Consider the following 15,464-nt stretch of genomic DNA (forward strand, 5'->3'; position numbering starts at 1 on the left):
GACGTTCGCCTTGCTCACCTGTCATACGTTACAGTTTGACATGTAGTGTCAAGAAGTAACCGATTTGGAGACGAGGTCGAGTCCGTGTCATCCGGCGCAGCAGCGGTCGAGCAGACGATCCTGGACGCGGCCCGTGAATGCGTCGCGGAGTTCGGCGTCCGGCGCACCACGCTCACCGAGGTCGCCCGCCGCGCGGGCGTGAGCCGGCCGACCGTCTACCGCCGGTGGTCCGACAGCCGCGACCTGGTCGCCGAACTACTGGTGCGCGAACTGAGCGAGATCATCGCCGCGGCCGTACCGACCGGTGGCCCGGCCCGGGACCGGCTGGTCACCGGAGTGGTGGCCGGTGCGGCGGAGGTCCGGTCGAACCCGCTGTTCGGCAAGATCTTCCGCACCGATACCGACCTGATGCTCACCTACGTCTTCGGCCGGCTGGGCCGCAACCAGCGCCAACTGCTCGACCTGTTCGGCACCGGCATCCGGGACGGTCAGGCGGACGGGTCGGTCCGGGCCGGCGACCCCGATCGGCTGGCGGCCATGGTGCTGCTGATCACCCAGTCCGCGGTGCAGTCGGCAGCCACCGTCGCCCACCTGCTCGACGGATCCGCGCTCGACACCGAACTCCGGCACGCTCTCGATACCTATCTCGCCCCGTGATCCCACCTGCCAGGAAGGAGTAGCGCCCGGCGCATCCGGAAGCGGCGATCGTCCCCGCCTTCCGTTCCGTCTCCCCGGCGGACGCCGTGCCGAGAAACAGATGGCCGAGAACCCTTCCCCCACCGCGGGGCCCGCGTTGAACGCGCACCGCCGGCGCCGTGAGCTCGCGGCCCTCGGTGACCACCCCACCATCGATCTGCTGGTGATCGGGGGCGGTGTGACCGGCGCCGGCGTCGCGCTCGACGCGGCTGCCCGCGGACTGCGCACCGTCCTGGTGGAACGCCACGACCTCGCCCACGGCACCAGCCGCTGGAGTTCGAAACTGGTGCACGGCGGACTGCGCTATCTGGCAAGCGGGAAGATCGGCATCGCGCACGAGAGCGCGGTGGAGCGGGGCATCCTGTTGCGCCGTACTGCGCCCCATCTGGTCCGGCCGCTCCCCCAGCTGGTCCCGCTGCTGCCCGGGATCGGGTTGTCCACCCGGAGCCTGATCCGGGCGGGTTTCCTGGCCGGCGACGCGCTGCGGATGGGCGCGGGCACGCCGGCGGCACTGCTACCGCGGTCGCGGCGGGTGACCCGGGCCGAGGCACTGCGATTGGCACCGACGGTGCGACAGCACGGACTGCGCGGCGGCCTGCAGGCATGGGACGGGCAACTGGTGGACGACGCGCGACTCGTGGTCGCGCTGGCCCGCACCGCGGCCGCGCACGGCGCGACCGTGCTGACCCGCGTCGCCGCCGAACAGGCCGGCGGTGCCGGGGCCGTTCTGCGCGACACCCTGACCGGCGAAAGCCTCGAGGTCCAGGCCGCGGCCGTGGTCAACGCGGCCGGTGTCTGGGCGGACCAGGTCGATCCGAGTATCGAGTTGCGACCCAGCCGCGGCACCCATCTGGTGTTCGACGCCGCCGCCTTCGGCGGGCTCACCGCGGCGCTGACCGTGCCGGTGCCCGGCACCGTCGGCCGATTCATCTTCGCCCTGCCCGCCCCGCACGGACGGGTCTATCTGGGCTTGACCGATGAGGACGCGCCCGGACCCGTCCCCGACGAACCGCGGCCCACCGGCACCGAGATCGACTTCCTGCTCGACACGGTCAACACAGTGCTGCGCATCCCGCTGACCCACACCGATATCCGCGGCAGTTACGCCGGCCTGCGGCCGCTCCTGCGCACGGCCGGCGACAGCACGGCCGATATCTCCCGGGAGCACGCGGTCCTCACCGCGCCGAGCGGGCTGGTGACGGTGGTCGGCGGCAAACTCACCACCTACCGCAAGATGGCGCAGGACGCCGTCGACGCCGCCGTGGCCCGAGCGCACCTGAGCGCCGGCCCGTGCCGGACGAGGAATCTGCCGCTGGCCGGCGCGGTCGCCGGCGCGGCGCGGGACCGGTTGGCCGCACCTCAGCTCCTGATCGAACGCTACGGCGCCGACGCCCCCGCGGTCGTCGCGCTGACCGCCGCCAACCCCGACCTGGCGGTCCCGGTCGCGCCCGGCGCGGATGTGCTCGCGGCGGAGTTCCGGTGGTCACTGGAGCAGGAGGGCGCCCTCGACGCCGGCGACCTCCTGGATCGCCGCACCCGGATCGGGCTGGTCCCGGCCGACCGGGCCGCCGCCCTGGCCGCCGCCGCGGCCGCGGTGGCCGCCGCGGTGTGAACTCAGGCGTATTCCCAGGTCTCGACCGCGGCCCACATACACGACCGGGGCCAGCGGTCGAGACCGTGCGCGATCTCGGCGGCCCGCACAGCGCGCAGTTGCGGGGTCTCCGCGGCCGGATCGAGATAGCGGAAACCCAGCCGCTGGTAATACGGCCCGTTCCACGGCACCTCGGTGAACGTGGTGAGCGTTATCGCGGGCAACCGGTGGTCGGCGGCCCAGCGCACCGCGCGGTCGATCAGGCGCCGGCCGATTCCCGCCCCACGATATTCGGGCAGTACCGACACCTGGTCGATATGGGCGTTCCCGTCGACGATGCTCGCGAGGAGATATCCCGCCGGGCCCCGGTCCGCGGCCTCCCAGACCCAGGCGCGATCGTCCAGGACGAATTCGCCCAGCACCGCGGCCGCCGGCGGTTCGTCACCGGCGACCGCGTCCATCCCCACCGCGGCGAACGGCGTGCCCGCCCGCACCTCGATCTCCTGGAGCACCGGTATATCCGCGGCGCTCGCCGCCCGGATCACGCCGCACCCGCCCGCGGGACATCCGGCAAGCCGACGGGACGGGGCCGAGCCCGGGCAGTTCGCCCCGCTTGCTCGGTGTCGCGAAGCGGGCGGAGTACCGGTAGCGCCGGGCGCGCGGTCGACTCGACCGCGACCACCGCTGTGTGTTCGTCCGATGCGCTGAGCGGCATAACGGTCCTACTCTCTGTTCCGTGCGGCGAGGTGGTCTCCCCGCTCACCCCGGCGATCCGTCGTCACCATCTCATAAGCCGGGTAACGGATTCGCATCTATGCTGGATCCGGTGGTGCGCCAGGAAGGAGCCGCGGGTGCGCGTTGATACGTCCACTATCGGGATCGCACCGGGCGAGGGCCTGGTCGCGCGGTTCGGTGACGTCGTGATCTATCTCGTGGGCGCCAATGCGTCCAGCGAGCGGATACTCGGCGCGGTCGAAGCCGTGGCGGACGCCGAGCATCCCGGGGCAGCCATCGCGCAGCGGCTCGCCGCGGTCGTCTTCGGGACCGGTTCGGAACCGCCCCCGTTCGGGCTCGTCGCGCCCACCGCCGACGGCACCCTGGTGCTGCTGCGCGGCCCGGTATCGGCGATGATCTCCGGCGCCGAGGGCTCCCGGCGGCTCGTCGGCGCCCGCGCCTTCACCTGGGTGGACGAGATCGTGCGCGACCCGGTGCGCACACTGACCGTGGGCCCCGGAGCCGACGGCCGGATCACCCCGTATCCACGCACCGATCTGCGGGCCGGAGTGGTGCCCGGCGGGGGTTTCGTCATCAAGGCAGCGGTGCGCCGCAGCACCAGGAACCAGAACCGGGCCGCCACCCCGGCGAAGAAAGCGGCGGCCGCCCACGAACCCGTCGCGACGGCACCGGCCGGGCTCGCCGCGAGCGAGCCGGCATCCGAATCGCACTCCGGGCCCCGCACCGGGCTCGCCGAAGCCCCCGCCGCGGAACCACTGCCCGGCACCCGCGCGTGGTCGGCCGCGCCGGCGCCCATGCGCGTGGATCCCGAACCGATCCGCCTGCGCAAGGAACCGGCCCGGCCCCATCCGCACACCCGCGCCGCGCCCAGCGCCGAACAAGCCCACCCGGCCCCGCCGACCCTGGTGGCCGCGGACGGTACCGCCTACCCGCTGGACCGCGCCTACGTCATCGGCCGCGGCCCCTCGGTCGACGAATCGGTACGCCGCAAAACCGCCGCTCCTTTAGTCCTGCAGCGCGACCGCCACATCTCCCGGGTCCACGCCTACCTCTCGGTCGACTCGGGCAAGGTCTTCCTCCGCGACGCCGGCACCGCCGCCGGAACCTTCGTCTCCACTCCCGGCGAACCACGCTGGACCCGGATCAGCCAGTCCCCGACCGAGCTTCCGCCCGGCGGCCGGATCCGCATCAGCGAGCAGGTCCTCACCTACCACGGCGGATCTGCCTGATTCCGGCGCCTCGGTCGAGCCCCGTGTGACCCCGGTTCTTCGCTCCGGCGCGCGGCGACTCCGGAACCAGGGCGGGCCCCGGCCACGAAGGTGGATCACAATGGTCGGTATGCACCGCAACGCCCCGACCGACGATATCGACGAGTCCGATCTGACCGTGACTTCACCGAAGGAGCAGGCGGCCGGCGTCCGGGCGGTGGCCGTGGCGCTGCAGCGGGCGGTATCCGATATGGGCGTCGTGCGTACCGCGCGGACCCTGGCCCGGGTCAACCAGGTGCACGGATTCGACTGCCCGGGCTGTGCCTGGCCGGAGCCGAGCGGTCACCGCCGGCCCGCCGAATTCTGTGAGAACGGCGCGAAGGCCGTCGCCGAGGAGGCCACACTCGAGACGGTCGGGCCGGAGTTCTTCGCCCGCTATTCGATCGACGAACTCGCGCGACGGTCCGGGTACTGGCTGGGGCGGCAGGGCCGGCTCACCCATCCGATGGTGCTGCGGCCCGGCGATACCCACTACTCACCCATCTCCTGGGCGGAGGCCTACCGGCTCATCGCCGAGCAGCTCCGCGGCCTGGTCTCGCCGGACGAGGCCGTGTTCTACACCTCCGGCCGTACCGCCAACGAGACGGCGTTCCTGTACCAGCTGCTGGTGCGCAGTTTCGGAACGAACAACCTGCCCGACTGCAGCAATATGTGCCATGAGTCCTCGGGCACCGCCCTGACCGGTTCGATCGGTATCGGCAAGGGCTCGGTGACCATCGACGATTTCGCGGCCGCCGACCTGATCCTGGTCGCCGGCCAGAATCCGGGCACCAACCATCCGCGGATGCTCAGCGCTCTCGCCGACGCGAAGAAGGCGGGCGCGCGCATCATCGCGATCAACCCGCTGCCCGAGACCGGTCTGATCGGTTTTCGCGATCCACAGACCGTGCGGGGTCTGACCACCGGCGTGGATATCGCCGATGATTTCCTGCAGATCCGCCTGGGCGGCGATATGGCGCTGTTCCAGGGCCTGGCGAAACTGCTGTTCGAGGCCGAGGACCGGGCTCCCGGCACCGTGCTGGACCGGGCCTTCGTCGACGCGCACACCGCCGGTTTCGCCGACTACGAGCGGCATATCCGAGCCGTCGACCTGGACACCGTGCGCACCGCGACCGGACTCTCCCGCGATGATCTCGAACGCACGGCCGCGCTGCTGGCCGGTTCGACGAGCACCATCGTGTGCTGGGCGATGGGACTCACCCAGCACACGCACGCGGTGGCCACGATCGAGGAGGCGGCCAACCTGCTGCTGGTCCGCGGCATGATCGGTAGGCCGGGGGCGGGTCTGTGCCCGGTGCGCGGGCATTCCAATGTGCAGGGCGACCGCACCATGGGTATCTGGGAGCAAGCTCCCGAAACCTTCCTGGCCGCCCTGGATCGGGAATTCGGGATCACCAGCCCACGGGCGCACGGTTACGACACCGTCGCCGCCATCCGGGCATTACGCGACGGCCGGGCCCGGGTCTTCTTCGGTATGGGCGGCAATTTCGTCTCCGCCACCCCCGATACCGCGGTCACCGAAGCGGCGCTGCGCCGGTGCGCGCTGACCGTGCAGGTCTCCACCAAACCGAACCGCAGCCATGTCGTGCACGGGGAGACCGCGGTGATCCTGCCGACCCTGGGCCGCACCGACCTGGACATCCAGAACGGTGTGCGGCAACAGGTCTCGGTGGAGGATTCGATGTCGATGGTGCACCTGTCCACCGGCAGGCTGAAGCCGGTCGGGCCGGAACTGCGCAGCGAGGTCGCCATCGTCTGCGAACTCGCCCGGGAACTGCTGGGTCCGGACCATCCGGTGCCGTGGGACCGGTTCCGCGGGGACTACGACCTCATCCGCGATGCCATTGCCCGGGTGGTGCCCGGTTGCGCCGATTACAACACCCGGGTCCGGCAACGCAACGGTTTCGTACTGCCGCATCCGCCGCGCGATTCCCGCGAATTCCGGACCGCCACCGGGAAGGCCAATTTCGCGGTGAACGAGCTGCGCTGGGTGCCGGTTCCGCCGGGGCGGCTGATCCTGCAGACCCTGCGCAGCCACGACCAGTACAACACCACGATCTACGGTCTCGACGACCGCTATCGCGGGGTCCATCACGGGCGCCGGGTGGTGCTGGTGAACGCCGCCGATATCGCCGACCTGGGTTTTCGTGACGGCGATCTCGTCGATCTGGTCTCGGAGTGGAGCGACGGCGTCGATCGGCGGGTCGAAGGTTTCCGGCTGGTGGCCTACTCCACTCCGCGCGGCAATGCCGCCGCCTACTATCCCGAGACGAACCCGCTGGTGCCGCTGGATCATGTGGCCGCCCGCTCCAACACCCCGGTGTCGAAAGCCGTCACCGTCCGGCTCGAACCCCATACCCACCGGCTATGAGCAGAGTCACCGCCCGCCGCCGCATGCGGCGCATCACCCCGGCCGGGGAGATCGTCCGTCCCGACACCTTGGCTGTGGAAGAGCCCCTGGAGATCCGCGTACGCGGCGAATCGCTCACGGTCACCATGCGAACGCCCGGCCACGATATCGACCTGGTGCACGGCTTCCTGTTCGGTGAGACCCTGATCGACGCGGCCGCCGATATCCACAGCGCCCGCTACTGCGCCGGAACCGACGACGAGGGGCGCAACACCTACAACGTGCTGGATGTGGGCTTGCACGCCCCGATCGCGCTCCCGGACCGGCCGTTCCTCACCTCCGGTGCCTGCGGGCTCTGCGGGCGTACCGCGCTCGACGAGGTCCGGATGCGCAGCCGGTATCCACTGCCGGCGCCGCAGCCGTTGCTCGATGCCGAGGTACTGGCAGTGCTACCGGATCGTCTGCGCGCCCACCAGTCGGTTTTCGATGCCACGGGCGGTCTGCACGGGGCGGGCCTGTTCACCGCCGACGGTACGGGTCTGGTGGTCCGTGAGGACATCGGCCGCCACAATGCCGTGGACAAGGTGATCGGCTGGGCGCTGCGCGAAAACCGCATTCCCGCGTCCGATCTCGTGCTGGTGGTGAGCGGGCGCGCGTCGTTCGAACTGGCACAGAAAGCTGTCCTGGCCGGTATCCCGGTCCTCGCCGCCGTCTCGGCGCCCAGTTCGCTGGCGGTCGACCTGGCCGACGAGTCCGGCCTCACCCTGGCAGGGTTCGTACGCGGTGAGACCATGAACATCTATACCCATCCGGAGCGGATCCGCGGTATCGGCACCACCGAATGACTCGGGCGGGGTGGCCTCGAGACCTCCCTCGATTGCGGCCGTAGGGTCCGGTTTCAGGGCCGACGGCAGGTTTCCCGGCACCAGCGAGACACGCACGACCCTCGGCGTGGCGGGTGCGGGCCGGCAGCCGTACTCGCTATCGCGCGACCGCACCGGCGTAGTCGGCCAACTCGATATCGTCTTTGGCGTCGCCGGCCAACTTGTCCATCAGGTCGAACCAGCGTGACCCCAGGAACCAGTTCCGGAACCGCAGGCCGGGAGCCGTTTTCGGGGCCAGGAACGGGCCGGGGCTACTGCTGCCGCCGAGTTTCGCGTACCGGCGCATGATCCGGTCGTACCGGGCGAAGGCCGCGGTGTGTTCGCCCGCGGCAGCGGCGAGTTCGCCCGCCAGCACATAGGCTCCCACCACTGCCAGACCGGTTCCGAAGCCGGCCAGGGTGTTGCCGTAGGCGCTGTCGCCGACCAGGGCCACCCGGCCCGACACATAGCTGGGCATCCGCACCCGGGCCAGCGCGTCCAGGTAGAAGTCGTCGTGCCCGGGCAGTTCGGCGAGCATTTCGGCGACCGGTCCGCTCATTCCGGCGAAGTGTTCGACCAGTACACGCCGCTTATCGGCGTCGTCGGCGAATACCCGTGCGGCAGCGGCGAACATGTACATCTGCTGCGCCTTCGGCCCACCGCGGACCGCGAGCCGGCCCGGAGCACTGTACGCGTGGGAGATTTGCCGCCGCGGTCCGTCGCCGCGGTCGGGGGCGAGTGGTTCCCCGGCGATGGCGTAGTAGTAACCGCGGTGCCCGACGAACTTCTCCTCCGGCCCGAACGCCAGCCGGCGCACCCGGGAATGGATGCCGTCCGCGCCGAACACCAGGTCGAAGCGGCGCGCCGGACCGTACTCGAACTCGACCTCGAGCTCTGGGGGACCGACCGGCGCCCGACCAGAGGCCCCAAGCCGACACTCACCCGGGCCGCGATCGTCACCGCGGCGGTCGAGCTGGCCGATACGGAAGGCCTGGCAGCCCTCTCCATGCAGCGACTGGCCGATCGCCTCGGCTATACGAAGATGTCGTTGTACCGCCATCTACCGGGCAAGGCGGAACTCACCGCATTGATGGTGGAGGAGGCCCTGACCGGCCTGCCGGCCCTGGACACCTCGGGATCCCCGCGGTGGCGTACCGGCCTGCGGTCCTGGGCGCTGCTGACCTTCGAGCGGTACCGCCGCCACCCGTGGGTGATGGAACTACTCGCCGGAGCGCGGCCGATGGGCCCCCACGAGCTGAGCTGGACCGAGGCCGCGCTGGAGGCGATGGCGGATATCGCCCTGACCGGCCCGGAGCGACTGGACACACTCGTCGTACTGAACGGACATGTGCGCAGCCTGGCCCAGCAGGTCGTGGGCCCCGGCGCCACCGAGGAGGAATTCATCGGCGCGATGGCCGCGGCACTGGAATTGGCGGGCGACCGATTCCCGCGGCTGATCGCGGCCGTATCGGAACCCCCCGCCGCCGGGGCAGCGGCCACGCAACGCGACGCCGCCCTCGAATTCGGCACGGAGCGCATTCTCGACGGAATAGCGGCTCTGCTCGCCGAACGTGGCACGCCCGACGACTAGGGGCGGGCGCACCCGGATCCGGCAAGAGCGCGGCACTCACATACCCGGCAGCCGGACGCCCCGGTCCGCCGCCACCCGGGCCAATTTCTCGGCCTCGTCGATGGCGACCGCCACATAGGTGCGCAACCCGTCGTCGTCCCGCCGCAGCAGGTACTCGTAATCGCTGTCGGTGAGCACAGCGTCATCGCTGTCGTAGAAATGCCAGCGCACCCGCACCCGCAGCAGTGAACCGGTCAGTTCCACATAATCGACCACGGTGTGGTCGACCCGCGCCAGACCCAGCATCTGATAAATGGGATGAGCCTGCGCCAGCCCCTGGGCCATCTCTTCCCGCGAATGCAGCGCACCGACGAAATCGTCACTGACAATGGTGCCCGGAGTCCCCCACAGGGCCGCCGTACGCTCGGCGTCGTAGGCGCTCAGCGTCGATTGGTATTCGTCGAGGAACGATTCGAGTTCTTCGCGGATGGCCATATCGCCACGGTATCCACATTCCCCCCACCAGGCCCGCGAACCGCCCGGAATGGACGTGCCCGATCGGGTACGGCGGTATACGAGGGCCGCCCGCCGGGCCACGCCGGTCGTGTCACCGACCGGCTCGGCCACGGCCGGAGTTCGGAGCGTCCACCCTCGAACGCTCCACCTCCTCAGTTGGCCAGCGCCTCCAGCAGCGCCGCCCGCTGACGGGCGCCCAGCCCGCCGATCCGTCGGTCCTCCGGGATATCCGCCTGGTCCATCAGCTTGGCGGCCTTCACCGGGCCGACACCGGGCAGCGCCTTGATCACGGCGACCACCTTCGTCTTCTTGACCAGTTCATCACTATCGGCCTTGCGCAGCAGGTCGGCGACAGAGACTTTGCCGTCTTTCACCTGACCGATCAGTTCGGAGCGCGCCTTGCGCACCGCCGCCGCTTTGGCCAGAGCCTCCGTGCGTTGTTCCGCGGTCATCGTTGGCAGTGCCATATCTCCTCCGCTTTCACTCATCGCTCGAACATCTGGTTTGACCGGGTCGATTCAACATCACAATACCGACACCGACCGATCGACACACCGTCCGGACCTGCAGTCATAGCAATGTTTTCTGATTCGATCCCCCGGTAGGAGCCCGGAAACCGGCGGACCGGTCAATGGGATCCGGCCCGAAAGAACACCTGGAACACGTAACACTCGAGCCCGCTGCAGCGAAATTCACAGCAGACGCATACCTGCACGGCGGCGGTTCAACGGCGAACCGAGGGGTCAGCGAAGATACCCGGCCGCCCTGCATGGTCAGCGCGGCTACCAGGCATTTTTCCGCCACACCGAAGTGGCGGATACATATGCGATTATCTTTTTGCGGCGCGATCCGGCGATCGAACGCCTCACGACTGCTACGCTCCCAAACCTAGAACACGTTTCATTTTGTTAGGAGTGGTGATGGCACGGGAGATCCGCGACGTGGTCGAGCGGTACGTGAAACTGGTCGGCTCGGGGCCGACCGCCGATATCGTCGATCTCTATGCTCCCGACGCCGTGATCGAGGATCCGATCGGCACCGATCCCAAACAGGGCCACCAGGCCATCCGGGAGTTCTACGACGTGATCGCGAGCCTGGAGCGGGAGACCAGCCTCGCCCCGGAGACCGTGCGGATCGTCGGAAACCACGCCGCCTTCGTGTTCACTCTGGTGACCAGAGCGGGCGGGCAGCGAATGACGCTGAGCCCGATCGACACCATGGAGTTCGACGCGGAAGGCCGGATCATCCGGATGCGCGCCTACTGGGGCGCCGACGATATGTCCGTCGAACCCGAATAAGCCGCGAGGTGGCGACTCGACTGCGCTGAGCCGCCACCTCGCTCCACCCCGGAGCCGCCCACCACCGGCGCTGGCCCCCGGCGCGTACCCGGCCTACCCTGAGCACAGGGCACGGGTGCGCTCGGTCACAGTAGGCGCTCCGGGGCGTTACGTCGCGGGCCGCTGTCTCGTCCGAGTTGCAGGGAAACGAACCCCACCTCAGAGGAGACCCGATGAGCACAACACGCATTCCGGCCGTGGCCCCCGAAAACGCCGGGTTGCTGACGAGGGCGCTGTACTGGTTCGCCAAACGTCAGTTCGGCGAAGTCCCCGAACCCTTCGCCGTCGGCGCGCACCACACCGGCCTCCTGGTGGCCGGTGGCGTACACGAACTGCTCGCCGAGAAGGCGTCGAAGAAACTGCCGGCCAATATCCGCGAAATCGCGGTCTACCGCACGGCCTGGACCGTCGGCTGCTCCTGGTGCGTCGACTTCGGGACCATGCTGCAGCGGCTGGACGGCCTGGATATCGAGCGGCTCCAGCACATCGCGGACTACGAGACGTCACCGCACTACACCGACGACGAACGCGCGGCCATCGCCTATGCCGACGCCATGACCGCCACTCCGATGACCGTCACCGACGAGCAGGTCGCCGACCTGGAGAAACGCTTCGGCCGGGCGGGAGTCGTCGAACTGACCTATCAGATCGCGCTGGAGAACTCGCGGGCCCGCAACAACCATGCCCTCGGCATCACCGCGCAGGGGTTCGGCACCGATTCCTGCCGCGTGCCCTGGGCGTGAGACCGGCGTCGCGGCTCAGATGACCCAGCAGGCGTAGCCGATGTGCTCGCCCCGGCCCACGAAGACCCGCACATAGGGCGCCTGGTCGTTCCCACCGGTCGGCTGCACCGCCTGCAGGGTGTGATCACCCTCGTAGGCGGGCACCCAGTGCACCAGCGCCAGCCCGCCGCCGTCCGGCCCGACCGTGGCGAACGGGACCCCGTTGTCGAGGAAGGTCACCGCGGTCACCGCCTCGGTGAGCCAGGCCCGCACGGTATAGCTGCACCCGGTGCCGTAGTTCGTCCGGATACCGGCGTTCAGGTCCGGAGTCGTACTGACCTCGCGCACGGTCGCGCCGGCCGGCGGCGCCGTAAGCAACAATGAGACCAGTACCGACGCTGCCGCCGACAGCGATACGCCCACGCGGCGCCACCGCGTAGGCGTATCGGCGTCATCACGCCGCCCGGACCGGATATCCCGCGCAAGCAGCTGTGTCGCCATGACCTGCTCCTCTATCGCACGAATGCCGAGGGGTCACCGAGAGTACTGCGGGCCCGGCTCCGGGCCGGCCCCCGACGCGTATCGCAGCGGCTGCGCGGGCCTCAGGCCGACTTGTCGCGGCGCTCCGGACGCTCCCGCTTACGCGGCACGATGGTGGGCAGCACATTGTCGTTCACCGTATCCGAGTCGACGACGACCTTGGCCACATCGTCCCGGCTCGGGATATCGAACATGACCTGCTGCAGTACTTCCTCCATGATGGCGCGCAGCCCGCGGGCACCGGTACCGCGCAGAATGGCCTGATCGGCCACGGCCTCGAGGGCGTCCCGGGTGAACTCCAGATCCACGCCGTCCATCTCGAACAGCCGAATGTACTGCTTGACCAGCGCGTTCTTGGGCTCGGACAGAATCTTCACCAGGGAATCCTTGTCCAGGTTCGTCACCGAAGCCACCACCGGCAACCGGCCGATGAACTCGGGGATCAGACCGAACTTGATCAGATCCTCCGGCATCACCTCGGCGAAATGATCGGTGGTGTCGATCTCGGCCTTGGACCGCACCTCGGCGCCGAACCCGATTCCACGGTGCCCGGTACGGTCGGAGATGATCTTCTCCAGACCGGCGAACGCACCCGCCACGATGAACAGCACATTGGTGGTATCGATCTGGATGAACTCCTGGTGCGGATGCTTGCGTCCACCCTGCGGCGGCACACTCGCCTGCGTGCCCTCCAGGATTTTCAGCAACGCCTGCTGCACACCCTCACCCGAGACATCACGCGTGATCGACGGGTTCTCGCTCTTGCGTGCGATCTTGTCGACCTCATCGATATAGATGATCCCGGTCTCGGCGCGCTTCACGTCGTAATCCGCGGCCTGGATGAGTTTGAGGAGAATGTTCTCGACGTCCTCACCGACATAACCGGCTTCGGTGAGCGCGGTGGCATCCGCGATCGCGAACGGCACGTTCAGCATTTTCGCCAGCGTCTGCGCCAGATAGGTCTTACCGCAACCGGTGGGGCCGAGCATCAGAATATTGGACTTCGCCAACTCCACGCTCTCCCCGCGCGCGTCACGACCCTTGTCGCCGGCCTGAATACGCTTGTAATGGTTGTACACAGCGACCGCCAGCGTGCGCTTGGCCGTGTCCTGCCCGATCACGTAGTTCTCCAGGAAATCCCGGATCTCCGCGGGTTTGGGCAACTCATCGAGTTTGACCTCGCTGGACTCGGCCAGCTCCTCCTCGATGATCTCGTTGCACAGATCGATGCACTCGTCGCAGATGTACACCCCTGGTCCCGCAATGAGCTTCTTGACCTGCTTCTGGCTCTTTCCGCAGAACGAGCATTTGAGCAGATCGCCGCCGTCGCCGATGCGCGCCATCTCGTGGGTCCCTACTTCCTTGTTCGCGTGCAACCATCCGTCCAGCTTCCAGCCGACCGCCGCCTGCGGTGGAACGAATCCGGCTCGATCACCCGGATCGAAGGGCGGTGCTGTCAACCGGGAACAAAGGTCCCTGGGTTTGACCGTACCCGGTGTGTGCGATGGAGGTCGACAACTCGGGCAGGTTTCTCGTCGCGGTTGTGCGGGGATTCACGCGGATACCGCGTCACGGCACATTTTCCGGATACCGAAGCATCTGGGGTGTGTCGCAACGCCGCAGCGGGAATCCACCTGGCCCGGGCCCCGCCGCCCGGCCGGTCCGGCGTTCCGTTCACACGGCGCGCCGGAGCCGGAGGCGCCTCACTTCTGGGCGCTGAGCTTGCGGTAATCGAACACCGTATCGATGATCCCGTACTCCTTCGCATCCTCGGCCGTCAGGATCTTGTCGCGGTCGGTGTCCCTACGGATGACATCGGCGTCCTTACCCGTGTGCCGGGCCAGGGTGGTCTCCATCAACCGGCGCATCCGCTCGATCTCGGCCGCCTGGATCTCCAGATCCGACACCTGCCCCTGGATACCGCCCTCCACCGACGGCTGATGGATCAGCACGCGGGCGTTCGGCAGGCAGGCCCGCTTACCCGGGGTCCCGGCCGCCAGCAGCACCGCCGCCGCCGAAGCCGCCTGGCCGAGGCAGACGGTCGCGACATCGGCGCGCACGTACTGCATGGTGTCGTAGATGGCCATCAGCGAGGTGAACGAACCGCCCGGCGAATTGATGTACATCGTGATATCTCGATCGGGATCCAGTGATTCGAGCACCAGCAGCTGCGCCATGATGTCGTTCGCCGACGCATCGTCGACCTGCACGCCGAGGAAGATGATGCGCTCCTCGAACAGCTTGTTGTACGGGTTGGATTCCTTGACGCCGAAACTCGAATGCTCGATGAACGACGGCAGGATGTAGCGCGACTGCGGGCCCGCCGGGGCGATACCGCCGAGGCCACGAGGATCGTTCGGATTGGCCATATTCGTCTCCAAGTCTGTGAGTGAGCTGTCCGCTGGACGGATTCGCGAACCCCGGCCGGTCATCCGGCCCGGAGCCACCGGCAACGCCCTAGTTGCTGCCCGTGCCGCCCGCCTGGCGCGCATTCGTGATCACCCGGTCGATGAAGCCGTACTCCAGCGCCTGATCGGGCGTGAACCAGCGATCGCGGTCGGCGTCGGCGTTGATCTGCTCCACCGGCTTACCGGTATGCATCGCCTGCAACTCGTTGAGCTCACGCTTGGTGTATGCGAACTGCTCGGCCATGATCGCGATATCCGCGGCCGAACCACCGATACCGGCCGAAGGCTGGTGCATCATGATCCGGGTGTGCGGCAGCGCGAAACGCTTTCCCGGCGCACCCGCGGTCAGCAGGAACTGCCCCATGGACGCGGCCAGACCCATCGCGGTGGTCGCGATATCGCATTCGGCGTACTGCATGGTGTCGTAGATCGCCATACCCGCGTTCACCGACCCGCCCGGCGAGTTGATGTAGAGCGAAATATCTTTGGTCGGGTCCTCCGCGGACAGCAGCAGGATCTGCGCACAGATCTTGTTCGCGATGTCGTCGTCGACCTGGGTGCCGAGAAAAATGATGCGCTCACGCAGCAGGCGCTCGTACACCGAATCGCTGAGATTGAGCCCAGCGGTCGGAGCTGTCATGACCTCGGCTTGATTGATTGTCACGGATACCTGCCTTCTCTCGCCGGCTCGTTGCTGTCACAAACATTAACGAAGCAGGGCAGCACCGAACTCCCGGTACCACCCCGATTCGCTCAGAGCGCAATATAGATTGCGGCGCCTCCGGCGCCGCGGGGTTGCGGCCCCCTCGGTCCCGCTGTTCAGGGCCCGAGACTCGCGCCTTCGGCGCATGCACTTCGGGCCCTGAAC

The 15,464-nt window shown here is 68.4% G+C and carries 16 protein-coding genes; 8 read left to right on the forward strand and 8 right to left on the reverse strand.

Translation table 11 applies throughout. The features are described from left to right. Window positions 1–84: 84 nt before the first annotated feature. Window positions 85–657: a helix-turn-helix domain-containing protein gene (locus AB0H42_RS13380; RefSeq protein WP_357054476.1), complete on the forward strand. Its 573-nt coding sequence runs from the start codon at window positions 85–87 to the stop codon at window positions 655–657. A 100-nt stretch (window positions 658–757) separates the two neighbouring features. After that, window positions 758–2,308 carry a glycerol-3-phosphate dehydrogenase/oxidase gene (locus AB0H42_RS13385; protein WP_357054479.1) on the forward strand — a complete coding sequence of 517 codons (1,551 nt, stop codon included), beginning with the start codon at window positions 758–760 and terminating at the stop codon, window positions 2,306–2,308. 2 nt (window positions 2,309–2,310) lie between these two features. On the opposite strand, the gene AB0H42_RS13390 is transcribed toward AB0H42_RS13385, so the two are convergent. Then, window positions 2,311–2,799 (reverse strand): GNAT family N-acetyltransferase, encoded by a 489-nt coding sequence (locus AB0H42_RS13390; RefSeq protein WP_357054482.1) that lies wholly within the window; start codon window positions 2,797–2,799, stop codon window positions 2,311–2,313. 339 nt (window positions 2,800–3,138) lie between these two features. Between AB0H42_RS13390 and AB0H42_RS13395 the strand changes: the two genes are divergently transcribed. The 3 genes from AB0H42_RS13395 (at window position 3,139) to fdhD (ending at window position 7,485) form a co-directional block, all read left to right on the forward strand. Further along, on the forward strand, window positions 3,139–4,251 hold the full coding sequence (locus tag AB0H42_RS13395) for an FHA domain-containing protein (RefSeq protein ID WP_357054485.1): 1,113 nt from the start codon (window positions 3,139–3,141) through the stop codon (window positions 4,249–4,251). 109 nt (window positions 4,252–4,360) lie between these two features. Then, a complete protein-coding gene (locus AB0H42_RS13400; RefSeq protein WP_357054555.1) occupies window positions 4,361–6,661 on the forward strand; it encodes an FdhF/YdeP family oxidoreductase in 2,301 nt (766 codons plus the stop codon). Further along, window positions 6,658–7,485 carry a formate dehydrogenase accessory sulfurtransferase FdhD gene (fdhD, locus tag AB0H42_RS13405; protein WP_357054488.1) on the forward strand — a complete coding sequence of 276 codons (828 nt, stop codon included), beginning with the start codon at window positions 6,658–6,660 and terminating at the stop codon, window positions 7,483–7,485. The genes AB0H42_RS13400 and fdhD overlap by 4 nt, the downstream gene beginning before the upstream one ends. A 136-nt stretch (window positions 7,486–7,621) precedes the next feature. On the opposite strand, the gene AB0H42_RS13410 is transcribed toward fdhD, so the two are convergent. After that, window positions 7,622–8,350: a hypothetical protein gene (locus AB0H42_RS13410; RefSeq protein ID WP_357054491.1), complete on the reverse strand. Its 729-nt coding sequence runs from the start codon at window positions 8,348–8,350 to the stop codon at window positions 7,622–7,624. Between AB0H42_RS13410 and AB0H42_RS13415 the strand changes: the two genes are divergently transcribed. Next, window positions 8,327–9,094, forward strand: a complete 768-nt coding sequence (locus AB0H42_RS13415) for a TetR/AcrR family transcriptional regulator (RefSeq protein WP_357054494.1) — start codon at window positions 8,327–8,329, stop codon at window positions 9,092–9,094. The two genes, AB0H42_RS13410 and AB0H42_RS13415, sit on opposite strands and share 24 nt — an antisense overlap. Window positions 9,095–9,130: 36 nt before the next feature. On the opposite strand, the gene AB0H42_RS13420 is transcribed toward AB0H42_RS13415, so the two are convergent. Together AB0H42_RS13420 and mihF are read right to left on the reverse strand one after the other, a co-directional pair. Continuing rightward, window positions 9,131–9,568, reverse strand: coding sequence for a hypothetical protein (locus AB0H42_RS13420; protein WP_357054497.1), 438 nt, complete (start codon window positions 9,566–9,568; stop codon window positions 9,131–9,133). 173 nt (window positions 9,569–9,741) lie between these two features. Beyond that, complete coding sequence (mihF, locus tag AB0H42_RS13425) at window positions 9,742–10,056, reverse strand: integration host factor, actinobacterial type (RefSeq protein WP_030523251.1); 315 nt, start codon at window positions 10,054–10,056, stop codon at window positions 9,742–9,744. Between the two features lie 453 nt (window positions 10,057–10,509). On the opposite strand from mihF, the gene AB0H42_RS13430 reads away from it, so the two are divergent. Together AB0H42_RS13430 and AB0H42_RS13435 are read left to right on the forward strand one after the other, a co-directional pair. Next, window positions 10,510–10,887: a nuclear transport factor 2 family protein gene (locus tag AB0H42_RS13430; protein WP_357054500.1), complete on the forward strand. Its 378-nt coding sequence runs from the start codon at window positions 10,510–10,512 to the stop codon at window positions 10,885–10,887. A gap of 212 nt (window positions 10,888–11,099) precedes the next feature. Then, the gene (locus tag AB0H42_RS13435) at window positions 11,100–11,669 is read left to right on the forward strand and encodes a carboxymuconolactone decarboxylase family protein (RefSeq protein ID WP_265806482.1); all 570 of its coding nucleotides are present in this window, start codon (window positions 11,100–11,102) and stop codon (window positions 11,667–11,669) included. Between the two features lie 15 nt (window positions 11,670–11,684). Here AB0H42_RS13435 and AB0H42_RS13440 read toward each other — a convergent pair whose 3' ends face one another. The 4 genes from AB0H42_RS13440 to AB0H42_RS13455 all read right to left on the reverse strand — a co-directional run bounded on the left by AB0H42_RS13440 (window position 11,685) and on the right by AB0H42_RS13455 (window position 15,236). Further along, window positions 11,685–12,149 (reverse strand): hypothetical protein, encoded by a 465-nt coding sequence (locus AB0H42_RS13440; RefSeq protein ID WP_357054503.1) that lies wholly within the window; start codon window positions 12,147–12,149, stop codon window positions 11,685–11,687. A 101-nt stretch (window positions 12,150–12,250) separates the two neighbouring features. Further along, the gene (gene clpX, locus AB0H42_RS13445; protein ID WP_357054558.1) at window positions 12,251–13,531 is read right to left on the reverse strand and encodes an ATP-dependent Clp protease ATP-binding subunit ClpX; all 1,281 of its coding nucleotides are present in this window, start codon (window positions 13,529–13,531) and stop codon (window positions 12,251–12,253) included. A 360-nt stretch (window positions 13,532–13,891) separates the two neighbouring features. After that, a complete protein-coding gene (locus AB0H42_RS13450; protein ID WP_357054507.1) occupies window positions 13,892–14,557 on the reverse strand; it encodes an ATP-dependent Clp protease proteolytic subunit in 666 nt (221 codons plus the stop codon). 88 nt (window positions 14,558–14,645) lie between these two features. Further along, window positions 14,646–15,236 carry an ATP-dependent Clp protease proteolytic subunit gene (locus AB0H42_RS13455; protein WP_030523257.1) on the reverse strand — a complete coding sequence of 197 codons (591 nt, stop codon included), beginning with the start codon at window positions 15,234–15,236 and terminating at the stop codon, window positions 14,646–14,648. Window positions 15,237–15,464: the final 228 nt, after the last annotated feature.

The sequence above is a fragment of the Nocardia sp. NPDC050799 genome (genome assembly GCF_040654015.1).
Lineage (GTDB): Bacteria > Actinomycetota > Actinomycetes > Mycobacteriales > Mycobacteriaceae > Nocardia.